The organism is Pseudomonas triticifolii, from assembly GCF_014358015.1.
GTDB lineage: Bacteria > Pseudomonadota > Gammaproteobacteria > Pseudomonadales > Pseudomonadaceae > Aquipseudomonas > Aquipseudomonas triticifolii.
This window is the reverse complement of record NZ_JACONV010000001.1, coordinates 797,313-813,694: the sequence shown is the minus strand read 5'-3', so window position 1 is coordinate 813,694 and position 16,382 is coordinate 797,313. Positions and strand designations below refer to the sequence as shown.

The 16,382-nt window shown below is 61.0% G+C and carries 16 protein-coding genes; 6 read left to right on the top strand and 10 right to left on the bottom strand.

Translation table 11 applies throughout. From position 1 onward, the window contains the following. Positions 1-2: 2 nt before the first annotated feature. From ureC to urtA, 9 genes are all read right to left on the bottom strand, one after another. A complete protein-coding gene (gene ureC, locus H8S56_RS03470; protein ID WP_187517878.1) occupies positions 3-1,715 on the bottom strand; it encodes an urease subunit alpha in 1,713 nt (570 codons plus the stop codon). Positions 1,716-1,719: 4 nt separating this feature from the next. Further along, positions 1,720-2,415, bottom strand: a complete 696-nt coding sequence (locus H8S56_RS03465; RefSeq protein ID WP_187517877.1) for an urease subunit beta — start codon at positions 2,413-2,415, stop codon at positions 1,720-1,722. Between the two features lie 24 nt (positions 2,416-2,439). Then, the gene (locus H8S56_RS03460; RefSeq protein WP_187517876.1) at positions 2,440-3,183 is read right to left on the bottom strand and encodes an urease accessory protein UreF; all 744 of its coding nucleotides are present in this window, start codon (positions 3,181-3,183) and stop codon (positions 2,440-2,442) included. Then, complete coding sequence (gene ureE / locus H8S56_RS03455) at positions 3,180-3,620, bottom strand: urease accessory protein UreE (RefSeq protein WP_187517875.1); 441 nt, start codon at positions 3,618-3,620, stop codon at positions 3,180-3,182. Before ureE ends, H8S56_RS03460 begins: the two co-directional genes overlap by 4 nt. 21 nt (positions 3,621-3,641) lie before the next feature. Then, positions 3,642-4,331 carry an urea ABC transporter ATP-binding subunit UrtE gene (gene urtE / locus H8S56_RS03450; protein WP_187517874.1) on the bottom strand — a complete coding sequence of 230 codons (690 nt, stop codon included), beginning with the start codon at positions 4,329-4,331 and terminating at the stop codon, positions 3,642-3,644. A gap of 2 nt (positions 4,332-4,333) precedes the next feature. Continuing rightward, the gene (gene urtD / locus H8S56_RS03445) at positions 4,334-5,071 is read right to left on the bottom strand and encodes an urea ABC transporter ATP-binding protein UrtD (RefSeq protein WP_024696091.1); all 738 of its coding nucleotides are present in this window, start codon (positions 5,069-5,071) and stop codon (positions 4,334-4,336) included. After that, positions 5,071-6,210 carry an urea ABC transporter permease subunit UrtC gene (gene urtC, locus H8S56_RS03440; RefSeq protein WP_187517873.1) on the bottom strand — a complete coding sequence of 380 codons (1,140 nt, stop codon included), beginning with the start codon at positions 6,208-6,210 and terminating at the stop codon, positions 5,071-5,073. The genes urtD and urtC overlap by 1 nt, the downstream gene beginning before the upstream one ends. Before the next feature lies 1 nt (position 6,211). After that, positions 6,212-7,114 (bottom strand): urea ABC transporter permease subunit UrtB, encoded by a 903-nt coding sequence (urtB, locus tag H8S56_RS03435; RefSeq protein WP_024696089.1) that lies wholly within the window; start codon positions 7,112-7,114, stop codon positions 6,212-6,214. A 66-nt stretch (positions 7,115-7,180) separates the two neighbouring features. Further along, positions 7,181-8,362, bottom strand: a complete 1,182-nt coding sequence (gene urtA / locus H8S56_RS03430) for an urea ABC transporter substrate-binding protein (protein WP_187517872.1) — start codon at positions 8,360-8,362, stop codon at positions 7,181-7,183. Positions 8,363-8,988: 626 nt separating this feature from the next. On the opposite strand from urtA, the gene H8S56_RS03425 reads away from it, so the two are divergent. The 3 genes from H8S56_RS03425 to H8S56_RS03415 all read left to right on the top strand — a co-directional run bounded on the left by H8S56_RS03425 (position 8,989) and on the right by H8S56_RS03415 (position 12,481). Then, the gene (locus tag H8S56_RS03425; protein WP_024696087.1) at positions 8,989-10,137 is read left to right on the top strand and encodes a transporter substrate-binding domain-containing protein; all 1,149 of its coding nucleotides are present in this window, start codon (positions 8,989-8,991) and stop codon (positions 10,135-10,137) included. Continuing rightward, positions 10,134-10,766, top strand: coding sequence for an ANTAR domain-containing response regulator (locus tag H8S56_RS03420; RefSeq protein ID WP_024696086.1), 633 nt, complete (start codon positions 10,134-10,136; stop codon positions 10,764-10,766). The genes H8S56_RS03425 and H8S56_RS03420 overlap by 4 nt, the downstream gene beginning before the upstream one ends. Before the next feature lie 179 nt (positions 10,767-10,945). Beyond that, positions 10,946-12,481: an amidase gene (locus H8S56_RS03415; RefSeq protein ID WP_187517871.1), complete on the top strand. Its 1,536-nt coding sequence runs from the start codon at positions 10,946-10,948 to the stop codon at positions 12,479-12,481. Positions 12,482-12,550: 69 nt separating this feature from the next. On the opposite strand, the gene H8S56_RS03410 is transcribed toward H8S56_RS03415, so the two are convergent. Beyond that, complete coding sequence (locus tag H8S56_RS03410) at positions 12,551-13,096, bottom strand: cysteine hydrolase family protein (protein ID WP_187517870.1); 546 nt, start codon at positions 13,094-13,096, stop codon at positions 12,551-12,553. Positions 13,097-13,238: 142 nt separating this feature from the next. On the opposite strand from H8S56_RS03410, the gene H8S56_RS03405 reads away from it, so the two are divergent. The 3 genes from H8S56_RS03405 to H8S56_RS03395 all read left to right on the top strand — a co-directional run bounded on the left by H8S56_RS03405 (position 13,239) and on the right by H8S56_RS03395 (position 16,334). After that, positions 13,239-14,234 carry a GlxA family transcriptional regulator gene (locus H8S56_RS03405; protein WP_187517869.1) on the top strand — a complete coding sequence of 332 codons (996 nt, stop codon included), beginning with the start codon at positions 13,239-13,241 and terminating at the stop codon, positions 14,232-14,234. Positions 14,235-14,360: 126 nt separating this feature from the next. Further along, positions 14,361-15,332: a helix-turn-helix domain-containing protein gene (locus tag H8S56_RS03400; protein ID WP_187517868.1), complete on the top strand. Its 972-nt coding sequence runs from the start codon at positions 14,361-14,363 to the stop codon at positions 15,330-15,332. Positions 15,333-15,401: 69 nt separating this feature from the next. Next, positions 15,402-16,334 (top strand): SphA family protein, encoded by a 933-nt coding sequence (locus H8S56_RS03395; protein WP_187517867.1) that lies wholly within the window; start codon positions 15,402-15,404, stop codon positions 16,332-16,334. The last annotated feature ends 48 nt before the right edge of the window (positions 16,335-16,382 follow it).

Below are 16,382 nucleotides of genomic sequence, written 5' to 3'. Positions count from 1 at the left end.
GCTCAGCGCAGCATGTAGCGTTGGGCGAGCGGGACTTCGCTGACCGGGTCGCAGAACAGCCGCTCGCCGTCTGCGTAGACATCGAAGGTCTGCGGGTCGACGCGAATGTCCGGGCAGGCATCGTTGTGCAGCATGTCGGACTTGCGCAGGGTGCGCGTGCCGAACGCGGGCAGCAGCGCTTTTTTGAGGCCCAGCGTGCTGGCGGTGTCGGCTTCGATGGCCAGCCGGTTGACGAAATTGACCGACAGCGCCTTGCTCGCTTCGCCGAACGCGCCCCATTGCGGGCGCATCATCAGTGGCTCGCAGGTGTAGAGCGACGCCGCCGAATCGCCCATCACGCCATGCACGATGAAGCCGCCCTTGACCACCAGTTCCGGCTTGATGCCGAAGAACGCCGGTCGCCAGAGCACCAGATCGGCGAGCTTGCCCGGCTCCAGCGACCCGATGTAACTGTCGATGCCGAACACGCGTGCGGCGTTGATGGTGTACTTGGCGATGTAGCGCTTGATGCGTTCGTTGTCGCCCAGCGCAGTGGTTTCTTCCGGGAGACGACCGCGCTGGTCTTTCATCTTTGACGCCAGTTGCCAGGTGCGACAGATGACTTCGTTGATGCGGCCCATGCCCTGGCTGTCGGACCCCAGGATCGAGATCGCGCCGGTGTCGTGCAGGATGTCCTCGGCCGCGATGGTCTGCGGTCGCACTCGGGATTCGGCGAACGCCACGTCTTCCGGCACGTCCGGATTGAGGTGGTGGCAGACCATGATCATATCCAGGTGTTCGTCGAAGGTATTGACCGTGTAGGGGTTGGTCGGGTTGGTCGAGGAGGGGATGCAGTTGGGCTTGCCCGCCACGCTGATGATATCCGGCGCATGCCCGCCGCCCGCGCCTTCGGTGTGGTACATGTGGGTCGTTCGATCGCCGATGGCCGCCAGCGTGTCCTCCAGAAAACCGGACTCGTTGAGCGTGTCGGTGTGCAGTTGCACCTGAAAGTCGTATTCATCGGCGACTTTCAGACAGGTGTCGATCACTGTCGGCATCGCGCCCCAGTCTTCGTGGATTTTCAGTCCCAGGCAGCCGCCGCGCAGTTGCCCGAGCAGCGATTCGGGTTTGCTCGAATTGCCGCGTCCGAGAAAGCCGAAGTTGATCGGCCAGTGCTCGGACGCCTGGAGCATCTTGCCGACGTTCCACTCGCCGCCGCAGTCGATGCCCACCGTGATCGGGCCCAGCGAGCCGCCAATCAACGTGGTCAGCCCGGCCGCCAGCGCGTGATCGCACAGCTGCGCCGAGTCGAAATGCACATGCACGTCAATGCCGCCCGGCGTGACGATCAGGCCTTCGGCATCGCGCACGGTGGTGGCGACGCCGCAGATCAGTTGTGGATGGACGCCATCCATGATCTGCGGGTTGCCCGCCTTGCCGATGGCGACGATCTTGCCGTCCTTGATGCCGATGTCGCCTTTGACGATGCCGATCACCGGGTCAATGATCAGCGCGTTGCAGATCAGCATGTCGAGGGCACCGTCGTCGCTGTCGTGACCGGGCATCAGGCCCATGCCGTCACGCAGCGTCTTGCCGCCGCCGTGCAGGCACTCGTCGCCGGGCACCGCGTGGTCGAACTCGACTTCGGCCAGCAGCGAAGTATCACCCAGCCCGATAGCGTCGCCGGTGGTCGGGCCGTACATCGCGGCGTATTCCTTACGGGTCATTGTGGCCATGGGCTCAGGCTCCCTTGAAATGCTGGGCACGCGCGCGCTTCAGCGCCATGCGTTTGCAGGCCGGGTCGTGCAGGTTGCCGTTGGTGAGGCCGCTGAAACCGTGAATGTCGCCGGTACCGCCAAACTGCACCAACTGCACCTCGCGCAGCTCGCCGGGTTCAAAGCGCACAGCGGTGCCGGCCGGAATGTCCAGATGCATGCCGAAGGCGGTTTCGCGGGGGAAATCTAGCGCCTTGTTGACCTCGAAGAAGTGGTAATGGCTGCCAATCTGCACCGGGCGGTCGCCGGTGTTCAGGGCGCGCAGCGTCGCAGTGGGTCGGCCGCTGTTGAGCTGGATATCGCCTTCAGGCGCGAGGATTTCGCCGGGTGTGGGCATGACCGTCAGCGGCAGTCGGCCAGGCCGGATCGGTTGGTGAACCGTGACCAGCTTGGTGCCGTCCGCAAAGGTGCCTTCGACCTGCAACACCGGCAGCAAATCGGCGACACCGGGCATTACGTCATCGGTGTTGAGAATCGTCGAGCCGAAGCCGATCAGTTCCGCCACGCTGCGTCCCTCGCGAGCGCCTTCCAGAATCTCGTCGGCGATTAGCGCTGAGGCTTCCGGGAAATTCAGGCGTAGGCCCTTGCCGCGCCGTTTGCGCGACAGTTCGGCGGCGGTGTACAGGGTGAGGCGTTCAAGCTCGGTGGGGGTCAGCAGCATGGCGTGGCTCCTGCGGGCAGGTGATCAATTGGCGAACAGGCGCAAAGCCTGAACTTCATGGCGCATGACGGCGATTTCGGCCATGGGCGTGAAGCTGCTGGCGTTGTCCGGTTCGGGTGGGTCTTGAGCCAGCAGTTGCGCAATCAACGGTTGCATCGCGGTCAACACTCGCTGGGCGTCAATGTGGCCCATCACACCGAGGCGCACGGCGGCGCTGACCAGACCGGTGCACAGGCCGTGGGCAGCCGCCAGTTGGCAATGCTCCAGGTGCATGCCGAGGTGTTTCCAGATCAGGCCCTGCAACACGGGCAGGTGCCCCGGGGTGTCGCCCGCCAGTACCCGTTGCTGATAGGGCGCCGCGCCGGACGTACCCAGCGCAACGTGAACGCCCAGCAACGCCTGGCCGACACGCCGTGAGCCCTGACGCAGTTCTTCGGCCAGGGTCAGCGCTTCGACCTGTGCGTCCAGCGCCATCAACTGATCCAGATCATCGGCTGACTGCCAGGCAGCGACCAGAAAGGCCCGGTCGAAACTGTTCCAGCGGTGACGCAACTGGCCCTCTACAAAACCGCATACCTCAGCGCTGCGGTCCGGACGTGTTTCCCGCTGTCGGCGTCGCGGCGGAGCCCGTTCAATCGGACCAAGATGACCGTCCGCCTTGAGGGTCTCCAACCCCCATGACCAGGCCACTGCGCCTGTGGGAAAGAAACTGTCGGCCTGCTGCAAGGCCAGCAGGGCGCTGCCCAGGTCATCGAGAAGGGCGGTCATGCGCGCGACACCCGGCCGTCGGCGATCATTGGCGCAAGGCGTTCCAGATAGTCGGCTTCAGGTCCGTTGAGCGGGATCTGCAGAGTGTCGCCAGCAAAGCGCACCGCCCAGTGCATGTTGCCCGCGAAATAACCCAGTTCCAGCGCCGCGGCTGCATCGCGTGGCTGCAGACTCAGGTAGTGCTGATCCTGCATCTGCACGACGATGGCGCGCTTGTCGTCGAGCATCAGCACCGAGCCGTTGCGTAGCTGTTGATGCCGCTCCAGACGAATTGCGCAGTCGGTGCCCCGGTCGCTGGCCAGGCGCAGGCGATGGCGCTGAATGTCGTTGCCGGACAGGCTCAGGGTTTCCACCTGCCCGTTATGGCTCAGGTCATGAAGCCGGTCGGCGAGGGCTGGGTCGCTGGCCTGGCCGAGGATGCGGTCGAGTATCAGCATGGCGATTTCTCCTGTCCCGGTTCAGATCGTGAGGTAGCGCAGGATGCGCTCGCGGTCGACGGTTTCGCGCACTTCGCTGTGCACGAACTCGCCTTTTTCGATGATCAGGTAGCGGTCAGCCACCGCCATGGCAAACGACAGCACCTGTTCGGAGACGATCAGCGAGAAGCCACGTTCCTTCTTGAGCAGGTTCAGGGCCTTGGCAATGTCCTTGATGATCGAGGGCTGAATGCCTTCGGTGGGTTCGTCGAGGATCAGTACCTTGGGGTTGGAGACCAGCGCCCGGGCGATGGCCAGTTGTTGCTGCTGGCCACCGGACAGGTTGCCGCCCTTGCGCCTGCGCATCTCGAACAGCACCGGGAAGTACTCGAAGATGTAGTTGGGAATTGCAGCCGCGGGTGCGCCCTGCATGCCGGTGAGGATGTTTTCCTCGACGCTCAGGTAGGGAAAGATCATCCGGCCTTGTGGCACGAAGCCGACGCCTGCCGCAACGCGTTCGTAGCTCTTGCTGCCTGTGAGTTCCTGCCCGGCCAGCTTGATGCTGCCGCTTCGGGTCGGCAGCATGCCGACCAGGCTGCGCAGCAAGGTGGTCTTGCCCATGCCGTTGCGGCCCATGATCGCCAGCGATTCGCCTGGCGCAAGATCAAGGCTCAGGTTGCGCAGCACGTGGCTGTCGCCATAGTAGACGTTCAGTTCAGTGACATTCAGCATGTTCAGTGCCCCAGATAGACGTCGATGACGCGAGGATCGTTCTGCACCTGATCCATCGAGCCGTAGGCCAGGGTCTTGCCCTGATGCAGCACGGTGACCTTGTCGGCCACCGACTTCACGAATTCCATGTCGTGCTCGATGATCACCATCGCCCGGCCCTTGGCGATGAGCTTGAGCAGGCCAGCGGTCTTCTCCCGTTCGCCAGCGCTCATGCCCGCCACCGGTTCATCCAGTAACAGCAGTTCCGGGCGTTGCATCAGGAGCATGCCGATCTCCAGCCACTGCTTCTGGCCGTGGGACAGCAGCCCGGCTTTGCGGCCCAGTTGGTCCTTGAGAAAGATCATCTCGGCGGTCTGCTCGATCTCGGTCTGCAGGGCGGTGTTCTTGCCGGCGAACAGGCAGTTGAAAATGCCGCGTTTATCCGGCGAGGAGATGTCCAGGTTCTCGCGCACGGTGAGGTCTTCGTACACCGACGGGTTCTGGAATTTGCGACCCACCCCTGCGCGAGTGATCTGGTACTCGATCATGTTGGCCAGTTGCAGGTCCTTGAAGCGAATGCTGCCAGCGCTGGGGCGGGTCTTGCCGCAGATCATGTCCAGCAGCGTGGTCTTGCCCGCGCCGTTCGGACCGATCACCACGTGAACCTGGTTTTCCTCGACGTAGAAATTGAGGTTGTCCACGGCCTTGAAACCGTCGAACGACACGGTCAGGTCCTCGACACTCAGTAGTAGCGCACCCATCAGTTCGCCTCCTTGTTGTTCAGCCGTTGCAGCAGACCGGCCAGACCTGCGGGCAGGAACAGCACCACGCCCATGAACAGAAAGCCGATGAAGTACTGCCAGAAGCTGACGAAGTTTTCCGACAGATAGGTTTTTGCCGTGCCGATCAGCAGCGTGCCGTACACCGCACCAACCAGCGACAGACGTCCACCCAGGGCGGCGTAGATGACAATTTCAGTCGACGGAATGATGCCCACCAGCGAAGGAGAGGCCAGACCGACCTGCAGGGTGAACATCACGCCGCCCAGTGCAGAGATCAGCGCCGCCACGGCAAAGATGAAGGCTTTGAACAGCGCGGTGTTGTAGCCGGAAAATCGTACCCGGTCTTCGCGATCACGGATCGCCACAATGACCTTGCCCAGTCGGCTGCGCAGGATAAAACCGCACATCGCGACACAGGCCAGCAACAACAGGGTGGTGATCAGGTACAGGATCCAGGGTGTCTGCGGCGTTTGCAGGCTCAGGCCGAAAACGGTCTTGAAGTCGGTGAGACCGTTTACTCCGCCGGTGTAGCCTTGCTGACCGATGATCATGATCGACATGATCGAGGCCAGCGACAGGGTGATGATCGAGAAGTACACGCCACCCACACGTTTCTTGAAATAGGCGTAGCTGAACAGGAACGCCAGCAGCGCTGGAAGAATCAGGATCGCGACCAGCGTGAAGGTCGCTGATTCGAACGGTTTCCACCACCACGGCAACGCCTCGACACTGTTCCAGATCATGAAGTCGGGCAGGGCCGAGCCGTAAAAGGCGGCGAGGGCGCTGGCGGCTTCATCCGTGGCAGTGGCTTCCAGCTTCAAGTACATTGCCATCATGTAGCTGCCCAGGCCGAAGAAGATGCCCTGGCCGAGGCTGAGGATGCCGCCGTAACCCCAGATCATCACCATGCCGACCGCGCAGAACGCCAGGCTCAGGTACTTGCCCGCCAGCCCCAGGCGAAAATCGCCTAGGCACAACGGCAACACCACCAGCAGCAGAACCGATAGCCAGATCAGGCTGTAGCGCTCCAGCAGCGGCAGCCAGCCGCCGCTCAGCCAGCCGGGTCGCGACGTTGTTGTCTGGGGCAGGGCGGGCGGCTTTTCAGTCATGTCATTCATCTCAACGTCTCACTTTCGTGGCGAACAGGCCGTTGGGGCGGAAGAACAGCAGCACGATGACCACCAGCAGGGTCATGGCCTTGGCCATGGAACCGGTGGTGAGGTATTCCAGCGAAATCTGCGTCTGGCCGATGGCGAAGGCTGACAGGAAGGTACCGAGCAGGCTTTCGACCCCGCCGAACACGACCACGATGAAGGTGTCCACCAGGTACTGCTGGCCGCTGACCGGGCCGGTGGAGGCGAGCATGGTGAACGAACTGCCGGCGATCCCCGCCAGCCCACACCCCAGCGCAAAGGTCACAGAGTCCACCCGTGCTGTGTTAATGCCCGCAGCACCCGCCATGGCGCGGTTTTGGGTCACAGCACGAATGCGCAGGCCCCAGCGGCTGCGGTAAAGAAACAGGAACACGGCGGCGGCGATGACGAACGTCAGGCCGATGATGAAAATCCGGTTGATCGGCAGCTCCAGCCCTTCGCTGACTTTCCACGCGCCTTGCAGCCACTGCACGGTGGGCACGCTGACTTCCTTGGGGCCGAACACCTGGCGGAACACTTGCTGCAGTACCAGTGACAGGCCCCAGGTCGCCAGCAGGGTATCCAGCGGGCGGTTGTACATGAAGCGAATGAAACAGCGCTCCAGCAGGAAACCGAAAGCGAAGGTCACCACAAAAGCGACGCCAATCGCGACGATGAAATACCAGCCCATGAGTTCGGGCAGGTAGCGCTGAAACACCACCGACGTGACGTAGGTCATGTACGCGCCCATCGCCATCAGTTCACCGTGGGCCATGTTGATCACGCCCATCAGGCCGAACACGATGGTCAGTCCCAGGGCCATGAGCACCAGCACCGAGAACAGCGAGAAACCGCTGAAGACTTGCATTACCAGCGTATCGAGAGTCATGGCGTCGCCACCTGTCGCTGAAGGTTGAAAGAGGCGGGCGCGCGTCAACTCACGCCCCCGCAGGTGTCAGAGTTTCGGGAATGGATTGGGCTCGATGGGCGCGGACTCGTAGATCACGTCAACCTGGCCTTGAGCATTGAGGGTGCCGATACGTGCGCGCTTCCACAGATGATGGTTGTCCTTGTGGACTTTGATCTCGCCTTCAGGCGCATCCAGCTCCATTTCCGAGGACGCAGCGATGACCTTCGGCACGTCGAAACTGCCGGCTTTCTCGACGGCCTTTTTCCACAGATAAACAGCCGTGTAAGCGGCGGCCATCGGGTCGCCTATTACACGCTGCTGGCCGTAACGGGTCTTGAACGCCTGAACGAATTTTTCGTTGACCGGATTTTTCAGGCTCTGGAAATAGCTCATGCAGGTCAGAAAGCCGGTGAGGTTTTCGGCACCAATGCCGGTCACTTCTTCTTCGGTCACGGCCAGCGCCATCAGGGTCTGGTTGCTGCTGTCGATCCCTGCAGCCTTGAGCTGCTTGTAGAACGCGACGTTAGAGCCGCCGACGATGGTAGAAATCACGATGTCAGGTTTGGCGACCTTGATCTTGTTGATCACCGAGGAGAACTCGATAGCGCCCAGCGGCAGATAATCCTCGCCGACAATCGAGCCACCTTGCTTGGTCACCGCTACCCGGGCCAGCTTGTTGGTGGTGCGTGGCCAGATGTAGTCCGAGCCCACCAGATAAACGCTCTTGCCCTTGTTGGCCATCAGCCAGGTGACGGCTGCCAGGGTTTGCTGCGAGGCCTCGGCGCCGGTGTAGATAATCGCCGGGGATTTTTCCAGACCTTCGTAGAAAGTCGGGTAATAGAGCAGGCCCTTGTTGCGTTCGAACACCGGCAGCACGGCCTTGCGCGAGGCAGAGGTGAAAGCGCCGAAGGTCACCGCGACCTTGTCGTTTTCCAAAAGCTTGCGCGCCTTCTCGGCGAAGGTCGGCCAGTCGCTGGCGCCGTCTTCAACGATCGGCTCGATGGTTTTACCCAGCACGCCACCGCTGGCGTTGATTTCATCGATGGCCAGTTTTTCGGCGTCCACCACCGAGGCTTCGCTGATGGCCATGGTGCCGGTGAGCGAGTGGATGATCCCTACTTTCACGGTGTCGGCAGCCTGCGCCTGACCGATCAGGGAAAACGGCAGCAAGCTCATGGCGCTCAGCAACAGCGCATGCTTGATCAAACGGCGTTTGTCGTTACGCATTCACTTCTCTCCCAGGAATAAAAAAAGCCCGACGTTCCGTCCTGCGAACAGGCGGAAGGTCAGGCTTTTGTGCCGAATCTGGCGGGACAGACGATGTCCGATCCAGTCGTACGCGAGGTGTCTCCCTACTTGCCAAGAGGGCGTAGGGCAGGCAACTGGCGCGATGTCTCCAAAGAGTCATAGCAAGGCCGGTGCCAAGTGCCGAAAAGGTCGCGTCAGGCCGTTTTGCAATGCATTGCCAGAGCGTCCCTTCATTAATTGCACGCGCGCAAGGGCCTGCGCTGCTTTGGCGCGAAGCCAGGGCGGGGTGCACCAAAAACGTGACCGCAAACCTGTGACAGACGGCGTGGTGCCTGTCGATTCTCGATGTTACGGGCGCTGGCCCGCTCCCTGCATAGCCTTGAACGACACCTTCGCAGGGTGCCTTGTCACACGCCCATTCTCGGCAGGTGTGGAAGGCCTCTCGCATGCGCTGGCCCTGACACTGTCGTCACGCCAGCCCAGGCACAACCGCCTGAGAGCCACCGCTTGACCACGCGGTTTTTCGCTCAGCCCTTTTATGCATGGACCTCAAGACCCCGGCCAGTGGCGGGCGTCTCATCTCACGTTGAACAAGGTTTATAGGCATGGTTGACCAGTCGATCCGCATAGGCGGTCTGTTTTCCAACACCGGGGTCACGGCCGCAGGCGAGTGCTCGACGATGCGCGGCGCGCAGTTCGCCATTCAGCAGATCAACGCCGCCGGCGGCGTGGATGGCCGACCGCTGGAAATGATTACCCGTAACCCGGATTCCACACCTGCGCTGTTCGCCATGCACGTCGAGTCGCTGATTCGTGAAGAGAAGTTGAAGTTTTTCTTCGGTTGCTACACCTCGGCAGCACGCAAGGCCGTGTTGCCAGTCGTCGAACGCTACGATGCCTTGCTGCTGTACCCCGTTTATTACGAAGGCTTCGAGTATTCACGCAACATCATCTACACCGGTGCCACGCCCAATCACAACGCCGTGCCGCTGGGCAATTACATGTTCGATCACTTCGGCAGCCGCGTATTGATGATCGGCTCCGAATACGTCTATCCCTACGAAACCAATCGCCTGATGAGCGACCTGCTGTACGAGCGTGGCGGCCAGAAACTGGGTGAGTATTACCTGCCGCTTAAAAACGCCCGTCCCGAGGATTTCGCCAAACTGATGGTCAAGGCGCGGGAGCTGAAACCCTCGTTCATTTTCTCCACAGTGGTCGGTGAAACCATGGCCCATCTGTACCAGGCCTACGCCGATGCAGGCTTGGATCCGGCGGTCATGCCGATTGCCAGCGTGACCACCAGTGAAACCGACATACAGCAGATGGGTGTGCACCTGGGCACCGGACACATCTCGGCGGCCAGCTACTTCCAGTCAATCGACACGCCGCTCAATCGCCAGTGCATTGCCGAGTACCGGGAACGGTTCGGCCAGCATCAAGTGACCGATCGCTGCTGGGAAGCGGCGTATTTTCAAGTGCACCTGCTGGCCAAGGCCATCAGCCGTGCAGGCAGCACCGACGTAGACGCTGTGCTGCAGACCATGCGTGGTCTGGAGTTCGACGCACCTCAAGGACGAGTGAGAATCGATGAAAACAACCACCACACCTACCTGTACTCACGGATCGGACGCGCCAACGCCGACGGTCAGTTCGACATTCTTTACGAGAGCCAGAAGGCGCTCAAACCCGACCCCTACGCCATTGCGCCCGATTTCAGTGGCTGGTCCGGTCTGGCCGGGAGGCGTCCATGACTCTGCGAGCTGCGAAGAAACGCCTGCGCAACGACAGCGCAGTCGGCATCAAGGATCTGCGTGATATCAGCGTGCTGGTGATGCACCCGGATGACGAAGACGGTCGTAACCTGATCGCGCAATTGCAGCGCATCGGTTGCCAGGTGCGCGTGCAATGGCCGATCCCCGAACGCCTGCACAGTGAGGCCGATGTGATTGTGCTGGCGGTGTCGCCGGAAAGCCTGGCGACCAACACGCCCTGGCTGTTGCACAGCGCGACCCCACCGATCATCCCGGTGATCGCCTACGAAAACCCGATCATCGTTGAGGCGCTGGTGCAGCTAAACGCCTGCTCGGTGATTCCCTCACCGGTGCGATCCTTCGGGTTACTCACGGCCCTGACCATCACCCTGAGCCAGGCACGCAAGACCCGCGAACGTGAGAAACACGTCAAGCGCCTCGAAGGGCGCATGGCGGTCATGCGCACCGTGCAGCAGGCAAAAATCATTCTGATGGAAACCAAAGGGCTGTCGGAAATCGACGCTTACAACGCACTGCGTGATCAGGCCATGAGCAAGCGTGAACCAGTGGAGAAAATCGCCGAGGCCCTGGTCAAGGCGCACGAATTGTTTCAACAAGCCTGTTCCTGATTATCTCTGGAGTATCAGGTCCACCCCTGATCCTCTTCTGCGCGGACGTTTGCCATACGCCATTGACCGGCAGGTATGGAGCACCGCGTGGCGACCGGCATGGACAACGGCGTCCTCCGGAACGAGCTTGAGCCCTTGCACTCGGCACGGGCGGCTCCTACCGTCATCTGGAGAACATCATGTCCGTAAAACGCCCTGAAAAAGCCGACTTTCTGCTTGCTGCCCAAGACCATGGTTACGACCTGTCCGACAGCCAGATGCAGGCGTACCTGAACCTCGCCGATGAAACCCTGAACGCGTACGAAACCATCGACACCCTGTACGCCGCCCACGTTGCCCAGCCGACACCGCTGCGCGAGCACAGCAAGCCCTTGGAGAGCGAAAACCTGCACGCTGCCTGGTATGTGAAAACCCATATTGCCGGTGCTGCCGAGGGACCGCTGAAGGGCAAAACGGTGGTCATAAAAGATAACGTTTCGGTCGCAGGTGTGCCCATGGCCAACGGCTCGTTGAGCCTTGAAGGTTACGTGCCGTCCGAAGACGCCACGGTGGTCAAGCGCTTGCTGGCGGCCGGTGCGACGGTGGTCGGCAAATCCGTGTGCGAAGACCTGTGCTTCTCTGGTGCCAGCTTCACCGCCGCCAGCGGTGCTGTGAAGAACCCCTGGGACATGACCCGCAACGCGGGCGGTTCGTCCAGCGGCAGCGCCGTGCTGGTGTCGTTGGGCGAGGTCGACATGGCCATCGGTGGCGATCAGGGCGGGTCGATCCGCATGCCGTCGGCCTGGAGCGGCATCGTCGGCCACAAACCGACTTACAGCCTGGTGCCGTACACCGGAGCCTTTCCCATCGAACGCACCATCGACCACGTCGGCCCGATGGCCAACACGGTGCGTGACTGCGCGCTCATGCTGGACGTGATCGCCGGTGCCGACGGCCTGGATTCGCGCCAGAAAAATCCGCCAGCGGTCCATTGCCTCGCCACCCTGGATCAAGGCGTTGCCGGTTTGAAAATCGGCTTGCTGCGTGAAGGTTTTGCGATTCCCGGTATGTCCGAGCCGCAGGTGGATGCGTTGGTCAAAGCTGCCGTCGCCCAGCTGGAAGGCCTCGGTGCCATCGTCGGCGAAGCGAGCGCGCCCTGGCATTCAGGCGTGGCGCTGGATATGTGGAGCGTGATCGCCACCGACGGCGCTGCTTATCAGATGCTGCAAGGCAACGGCTACGGCATGAACGTGGATGGCTACTACGATCCGGACATCATGAGTTACTACGGCGCCAAACGCCGCGAACACGCCAACTCGCTGTCCCACAGCGTGCGTGCTGTGGCGCTGACCGGTCACTACAGCCTGAGGAACCTGCATGGAGCCAGTTACGCCAAGGCCCGCATGCTGGTGCCAGAACTCACGCGCCAATACGACGAGGCCTTCAAGTCATTCGACGTGCTGGTCATGCCGACCATGCCCTTCGTGGCTACGCCACTGACCACGCCAGACGCGTCCGTCGAGGAGTATGTGCACAGCGCCCTCAACATGCTTGCCAACACGGCACCGTTCGACCTCACCGGACACCCGGCGACGTCCATTCCTGCCGGGCTTGCCGAGGGGCTGCCTGTGGCGATGATGATCGTCGCGCCACGCTTTCAGGACGCGCTGGCGCTGCGTGTAGCGCAGGCTTACGAACAGATCAGGGGGGAGTTTCCCAAGCCGCCGCGTGCTTGAACGCATGCTTGAAACCGCTACGCGTCAGCCAAACGCCCGGATACGTCCGGGCGTTTCATACCAGGGGCCTCAGGCCGACAGGTAGTCGTCCACGGATTTGACCGTGGCGTAGCCGAACTCGAACGCGGCCATCATCGCCGCATGCACGTGAGCCGCAGGCACTCTCACGCCGTTGTAGGTCAGGTCCAGCGTCGCGCAGGCGTCATGCAGCACCGTCACCGGGTAACCCATATCCGCCGCCGCGCGCACCACGGCGTCGATGCACATGTGGCTCATTGCGCCGATCACCACGACTTCCTCGACACCAAACGTTTCCAGCTGCTGCTTGAGCCCGGTTTCCCGGAACGCGTTGATATGCTTTTTGACGATAACCGGCTCTTCGCCCTGCGGAGCAACCACTGTCTGGATCTCGGCCCCGTTTGAGCCCTTGCTGAAGATCCCGGCACCGTCAGCATCGGACTCATGGCGAACGTGGAAAACCGGAACGTCGTGACTTCTGGCGTGAGCGATCACCCGGACAGCATTGGCGACCGCCGCTTCAATGCCGGTCAACGGCAGTTTGCCGGTGGGCAAGTATTCGTTTTGCAGGTCGATGACGATAATGCCTTGCTTCATGAGCTGTCTCCAATCAGATGATGAACCGGACATTGGTTTACCAAGGACTCCATTGTTGCCAAACGCAGGACCCTTCAACAGTGGCCTGAATGACATAATCCGATAGAATCGGGCCAATCCAGCTTCAATCAGAGAGAGCCCCATGCCTTCCATGCGCGTTGCTGTTCTGGCCTTTGACGGCGTCAGCCTGTTTCACCTGTCCGTGCCCGGTATCGTGCTCGGCAGCGTCGAGTCCGCAGCGGGCGAGCCTGCCTACGAGGTCAGCTACTGCGCCGAGGTGCCGGGAATGGTGAGCTGCGATCAGGGCATAGGCATTGCCGTCACGCATGGGCTGGAGATGATCGAGTGCGCCGACGTCATCATCATTCCGGCCTGGGGCGATGACCTTGAACCTGCTTCTACATCGCTCGTGAAGGCGCTCCAACAGGCCAGTGCTCAAGGTAAATTGATTGTGGGGTTGTGCCTGGGCTCTTTCGCGCTGGGGGACGCTGGCCTGCTTGACGGCAGGGAAGCCACCACACACTGGGTGGCCCGCGAGGTATTTGCTCAGCGCTTTCCCAAGGCACGTTTTCGACCCGATGTGCTGTACGTCAGCGCGGACAACATCATGACCTCTGCCGGAACCATGGCTGCCGTCGATTGCTGCCTGCACCTGATACGTGAGCGTCACGGTGCCGATGCTGCAAACCGCACGGCGAGACTGCTCGTGACGCCCCCGCACAGGCTGGGTGGTCAGGCGCAGTACGTTGAAAACCCGGTCCCCCAATTGGCGACCGAAACCCATCTGTCCGACGTGTTGGCCTGGGCGCGCCTGAATCTGGGCAACGATCTGTCGCTGGATGTTCTGGCGCAAAAGTCGCGAATGAGCAGACGCACGTTCACGCGTCGCTTCAAGGAAGCGACCGGCAGTACGGTCTCCAACTGGCTGAACGCCGAGCGTGTGGCCAGAGCGCAGCAGTTACTGGAAACCACTGATCTGCCGATTGAGTGCATCGCAGATCAGTCAGGCTTTGGAACGCCGCTGTCGTTGCGACAACAGTTCAGCGCGCAGTTGGGTACCTCGCCCTCGGATTATCGACGGATGTTTTTTCGGGAGAAGGGTTCGGCGAACGTGAAGAAAGCGAGCAGTCAGTCGTAACCGTTCACTGTTGCGTTCAGTGATGACTAGCCGTTTTCGGCACACATTACCCAAACCCGACGCCACCGGAATGAAACTTGCCTCCCGTCACCCTTGTGACCTTGAAACGTACTAAGGACAAGGCCGATGAATAACAATAATGTGGCGATACAGGCTGCACCTCACCTGCAGCATTTCCAGACCTGTGACATCGACGAGCACAGCCGCAATCTGGGCGGCTGGCAGGTTCGGTATGATCAATTGACGCCCGGGGGCTTTGAGGGCGAACTGACGGAATTTCGTTCCGATTGGCTGCAACTGGTGCGCGACCGCTCTAATCAGGCCCTCACGAAGAGTGGCATGGCCTGGAAGGGCGCTATCATTTTCGCCTTGCCGTTGAGTGCGGCGGGGCCCGCGTTTTGCGCCGGGCATACGCTTCAAGCGCCGAGCATGATTGTGGCCCATGGCGAACATCTGCCAGAACTGAGCACGCCGCCGCAGCTGGACGCGATGGGTGTGGCGATCGAGGAGGGCGTTTTGGCACATGCGCTGGAACGTCAGGGCAGTCGTTTCGAAATTACCGATCTTCCCACCTGTTACCGTCTTGTCGGCTCGACGGTGCAGAAGAGGTTCGCTGCACTGTTCGATACGCTGTTGACCGGTGAGCAGGCGTGCATGGATAAACTTGAGCACGATTCGATCCGGCGCGGCATTCGTGATGCAGTGATGTTGCAGGTGCTCGAGCTGGTCGCACCTGATCAGGCGCCGCCTCTTAATCCCACGGCACGCAAAAGGATGGTTGATCGGGCGCGTGACTACGTGCTGGCGCATCTGGACGAGCCGCTGTCGATCCTGGATGTGTGCAATCACATCGGCACCAGCCGTCGCAAGCTTCAGTACTGTTTCCAGGAAACGCTGGGCATCAACCCGGTGGCCTACCTGCGCACCCAGCGACTCAACGCGGTCAGGCGCGAATTGCGCGAAAGCAGCCGGATCGAACACGTTCAGGTGGTGGCCGCGCGCTGGGGGTTCTGGCACTTGAGCCGGTTTTCCCGCGACTACCGGAGATTGTTCGGCGAAACGCCGTCGCAAACGTTGCAACGTACGCATCTTTGCTGAAAACGGATAACGACGTGACGTCGTAGCTCAATAGCATGCCCCCACCACCTTCGCGGTCAGGGGCATGCGATGAGTCATAACAATAATTACAAGATCAGACGTTTTACCTGCTTGACGCTCGGCTTGATGGGCCTTTGGGGCACTGTTCAGGCCACCGAAAACGGCGCACCGACCACCTCCTTTGGCGTCTACGACTTCGGCGCGGGCATCTCGCCTCCGTCTACCCCCGTGGGCACGCTAGGCATGCGGGTCGCGTTTTACTCAACCAATGTGCAGAGAGACCGCCAGGGCCATTCGCTGGACAACCGTTTTTCCCTGGACGTCTTGTCCATTGGCGTTGGGTACTTTCGTATGACCGATTACCGGATGCTGGGCGCGCGTTTTGGCTACGGCGTGGCGGTGCCTTTCTTTCAGATGGATGCTTCGTTTCGGGTTCAGACGCCGTCCGGTCCGCTGGACCTGAAAGCGGATCCGTTCAGGATGGCTGATATCTCGGTGTCACCGTTGATTCTTCAGTGGGATCTTTCTCCCCACCTGTTTGTGAACGCGCGCTTGCAGATTCAGGCACCTACTGGCGACTACGATAAGAATCGCCCGATCTCTCCGGGTTTGAACCACTGGACGGTTTCGCCCGCCTTCAACGCGACCTATATCACCGACAGCGGTTTTGAAGTGTCCAGCAGCTTTCAGACTGACTTCAACACGCGTAACCCTGCGACCGATTACCGGAGCGGCGTCGAGTACCGGCACGAATTTGCTGTAGGGCAGCATGCAGGCCCTTTCACGCTGGGCCTGGGCGGGTTCTATTACCGGCAGTTCTCCGATGACGACGCGCCCGGGCTGGAAAGCGGCAATCGGGCCCGGGTGGTCGCAGCGGGTCCTGCGATCAGTTACTTCAAACCCGGCATGCCCGCGGCGTGGTTTCACGTTTACAAGGAGTTTGGTGCGCGTAACCGCTCAGAGGGTTACACCGCGGCGTTACGCGTGGGCCACAGTTTCTAGAGGGATTGCCAAGAGTTTTTCAGCCTCAATCCCAACCATAAGGAACCT

Excerpts from the sequence above, each read along its gene's own strand:
- H8S56_RS03460 (WP_187517876.1), bottom strand. The coding sequence starts at position 3,183 with ATGACCGCCCTTCTCGATGACCTGGGCAGCGCCCTGCTGGCCTTGCAG.
- urtC (WP_187517873.1), bottom strand. The coding sequence starts at position 6,210 with ATGAATGACATGACTGAAAAGCCGCCCGCCCTGCCCCAGACAACAACG.
- ureE (WP_187517875.1), bottom strand. The coding sequence starts at position 3,620 with ATGCTGATACTCGACCGCATCCTCGGCCAGGCCAGCGACCCAGCCCTC.
- H8S56_RS03400 (WP_187517868.1), top strand. The coding sequence starts at position 14,361 with ATGAATAACAATAATGTGGCGATACAGGCTGCACCTCACCTGCAGCAT.
- H8S56_RS03465 (WP_187517877.1), bottom strand. The coding sequence starts at position 2,415 with ATGCTGCTGACCCCCACCGAGCTTGAACGCCTCACCCTGTACACCGCC.
- urtA (WP_187517872.1), bottom strand. The coding sequence starts at position 8,362 with ATGCGTAACGACAAACGCCGTTTGATCAAGCATGCGCTGTTGCTGAGC.
- urtB (WP_024696089.1), bottom strand. The coding sequence starts at position 7,114 with ATGACTCTCGATACGCTGGTAATGCAAGTCTTCAGCGGTTTCTCGCTG.
- H8S56_RS03415 (WP_187517871.1), top strand. The coding sequence starts at position 10,946 with ATGTCCGTAAAACGCCCTGAAAAAGCCGACTTTCTGCTTGCTGCCCAA.
- H8S56_RS03405 (WP_187517869.1), top strand. The coding sequence starts at position 13,239 with ATGCCTTCCATGCGCGTTGCTGTTCTGGCCTTTGACGGCGTCAGCCTG.
- urtD (WP_024696091.1), bottom strand. The coding sequence starts at position 5,071 with ATGGGTGCGCTACTACTGAGTGTCGAGGACCTGACCGTGTCGTTCGAC.
- H8S56_RS03420 (WP_024696086.1), top strand. The coding sequence starts at position 10,134 with ATGACTCTGCGAGCTGCGAAGAAACGCCTGCGCAACGACAGCGCAGTC.
- H8S56_RS03410 (WP_187517870.1), bottom strand. The coding sequence starts at position 13,096 with ATGAAGCAAGGCATTATCGTCATCGACCTGCAAAACGAATACTTGCCC.
- H8S56_RS03425 (WP_024696087.1), top strand. The coding sequence starts at position 8,989 with ATGGTTGACCAGTCGATCCGCATAGGCGGTCTGTTTTCCAACACCGGG.
- urtE (WP_187517874.1), bottom strand. The coding sequence starts at position 4,331 with ATGCTGAATGTCACTGAACTGAACGTCTACTATGGCGACAGCCACGTG.
- ureC (WP_187517878.1), bottom strand. The coding sequence starts at position 1,715 with ATGGCCACAATGACCCGTAAGGAATACGCCGCGATGTACGGCCCGACC.
- H8S56_RS03395 (WP_187517867.1), top strand. The coding sequence starts at position 15,402 with ATGAGTCATAACAATAATTACAAGATCAGACGTTTTACCTGCTTGACG.